A 2998-nucleotide genomic window follows, 5' to 3' on the forward strand; every position below is an offset into this window, starting at 1 on the left:
TATAAGTCAACCAAGTCCAATCTATACATTAGTATGGTCAGCGAATATGACGATTTGTATGGATTTGACTATATAATCTCTATTATTCGTACTACTGATTAATTATAAAACATAAAAAAAGAGCCTATTCACATAGGCTCTATCTAACTTAATCAACATTACTTAATCAAGTATTCCTCAAAATGGAATATCATCATCTACTGGCCCGTCTGGCATTGCAGTAGGCTTAGGTTGTGTAGGTTTTTGTGCTGGAGGATTAAACTGGTTTTGCTGAGCAGGTGCGCCTTGATTGCCAAAGTTGTTCTGACCGCCATTAGGTTGATTGTAGCCACCTTGTTGAGCGGGCTGATTATTGACTTGCTGACCAAAGTTATTCTGGCCGTTCTGATTGCCATAGCCCTGATTTTGACCGCCTTGATTACCATAGCTGCCACCCTGCCCTTGAGCTTGACCACCAGTTGCACCATCTAGCATTTGCATTTGTTCGGCACGAATCTCGGTGATATAACGATCTTGTCCGTTGGGATCTTGATATTTACGCGTACGTAAGCTGCCTTCGATATAGACTTTACTACCCTTACGCAAATACTGCGCAGCAATTTCACCTAAACGATTGAATAGTGAAATACGATGCCATTCCGTCGCTTCTCGTTTTTCACCACTTTGCTTGTCCGTCCACTGCTCCGATGTCGCAACCGAAATATTGGTCACGCCACCACCGTTATTAAATTGACGTGCCTCAGGATCTGCTCCAAGGTTGCCAATAATGATGACTTTATTAACTCCGCGCATGGTACCGTCCTTTTATTTATGAATAATTTAATGAATCGTGTTAATCATGATTTAATGGAGCCAGTTTGGTCCACCGCATATTAATACTATCAGTAATATGATTTTACTTTAACCAATTTTTGTTTAAATATCTAGAGGGCTTTGCGCTAGATGCGACAACTCTTGTCGCGATATATCTGTCAACTGGGTTTTATCTAATTTAAGATACGCCACTTGCTCTTTCGCCATCACAACTAGTTCATCGACGCCATCTACTGCTAGCATCTGACGTGACCAGTCCTGCATATTGATGTCTTTAGGAATAGTGACGGTCGTGCTTGATAAATAAGGTGGCTGCGCAATCGGTATAATAAGCAGCAAAGCGACACCTATAATGAGCGCCAATATACCCCACGCCAATAGATTAGGTTGATTCAATAAAAACCCGCCCATCGCCCCACCGACAAACGCACCAAAAAACTGGCTAGAAGAGTTTATACCCATTGCCGTGGCTTTATTTGCTACTGGAGCGCGCTTAGAAATCCACGAAGGAATGGTCGCCTCAATGAGATTGAAGCCCATAAAATACAATAATAAGCCGAGTATAATACCAACACCAACCTGACTGCCAAGTGCGAGTATGGCTAAAGCAGCTGTTATTAATGCCAACGCACCCAAAAATACCTGACGCATTTTTCTTTTCTTTTCGGCGATGATAATAAAAGGTATCGCAACAGCAAAACCGATCAACAACAACGGTAAATAAACCAGTCCCTGCTGACGTACCGACAGCCCCATCACTTCTGTCAATTGATGTGGCAAAATAACGAAGATTGCTGTCATAGTCAAATGTAGGGCAAAAATACCGATATGTAAGCGATTTAAGTCACCAATTTTTAACACGCTGGCCAATTGCTGACCAATCGATTTATTATCCAAATTATGCTTGAGTACTCGTAGCGGCGTTGGTACTACCAATAATAGTAGCATGGCTAAAACAGCAAACACGGCTGTAAGCCAAAACAATCCTGAAATACCAAGCGTACCAACCAACAGCGGACCAAAGGCAAAAGCAATCATGATCGAAGTAGCAATGGTCAAACCCATCATGGCCATGGCCTTAGTTCGCATCTCCTCACGAGTCACATCAGCCAGTAATGCCATCAACACAGCAGAAACCGCACCACTACCTGCCAACGCCCGACCGATAATAACCTCAAAAATATCTGTCGCATTGGCCGCGATGATACCGCCAACAGCAAACAAGACTAACCCTAAAAATATAATCGGTTTACGTGGAAATTTATCAGCAGCGAGGCTCATCGGTATTTGAAAAATAGCCTGCCCAAGCCCGTAGATACCAACGGCTAAACCAATCAAAAAAGGCGTCGCATGTACATAATTGTTTCCATATACCGAAAACACCGGCACAATCATAAATAGACCGACCATACGCAAAGCAAAAATACCACCAACGCCTAATATTGCTCGCCTTTCTACGCTATTCATACTTGCCTCACTGATTGATCGTTGGCGGGTTTTCGTATTGTATGTGCTGATATATTACTGCTGCTTTATAAAGGCATCCGCCTAAAAATCAAGCCCCTTAGTATAAGACATTCGCCATTGGGTTGCCGAGACTTTTGTTTTTTGTGTATATTAATCATCTCTCTACTTCGTCATAAATATGACGCCATATTTCTATGACCAAGTGCCTCTGCTAGGGCGTGTCCTCATTTTAAAAATGGAGATAAAAATAAGATAAATAGCAAACAAATAAAGTAGTGCAGATAACATCAAGATATTAGCAAGCTACTTAACACCGTTTGGCAAACACTTAGCCATTTTTAGCCCATTTAATATTTATTATTGTTCAGATTGATGACACGCCTCAGTCATCGCACCTTGAATAATGCTGCTGTCATAACAATAAAGTAAAACAGTACGGATATAAGCTGTATTGTATAGTTGAGTTCAAATAATTTCGATACAAGGAAACCGAGTGCAAGCTATACATTAGTATGGTCAGCGAGGATGACGATGTAGCGGATTTATATGGATTTGACTATATCTTAGACCACGACAACCAAACTGATACTTATCACGAACACTACTAGAAAGTGACACGGTTTAACTGAATATATAACAAACCACATCTATTACTGAGCAGATATTTCATCTAACTTTATTGACTGGTATAAACATGACGATAAAAAGTACCTAGATA

2 protein-coding genes are annotated in these 2998 nt (G+C 41.0%); both read right to left on the reverse strand.

Annotation, left to right across the window (positions count from 1 at the left end; genetic code table 11):
• Window positions 1-177: 177 nt before the first annotated feature.
• A complete protein-coding gene (ssb, locus tag ACT3RN_RS15065; RefSeq protein WP_192520794.1) occupies window positions 178-792 on the reverse strand; it encodes a single-stranded DNA-binding protein in 615 nt (204 codons plus the stop codon).
• Between the two features lie 123 nt (window positions 793-915).
• Complete coding sequence (locus ACT3RN_RS15070; RefSeq protein WP_192520792.1) at window positions 916-2280, reverse strand: MFS transporter; 1365 nt, start codon at window positions 2278-2280, stop codon at window positions 916-918.
• Window positions 2281-2998 lie beyond the last annotated feature (718 nt).

Origin of the sequence: Psychrobacter sp. AOP5-GZ1-6, from assembly GCF_052376345.1 — a bacterium.
Classification (GTDB): Bacteria; Pseudomonadota; Gammaproteobacteria; order Pseudomonadales; family Moraxellaceae; genus Psychrobacter.

What these genes read in the sequence shown, in the direction of transcription:
- ssb (WP_192520794.1), bottom strand. Translation starts at nt 792, where the DNA reads ATGCGCGGAGTTAATAAAGTCATCATTATTGGCAACCTTGGAGCAGAT.
- ACT3RN_RS15070 (WP_192520792.1), bottom strand. Translation starts at nt 2,280, where the DNA reads ATGAATAGCGTAGAAAGGCGAGCAATATTAGGCGTTGGTGGTATTTTT.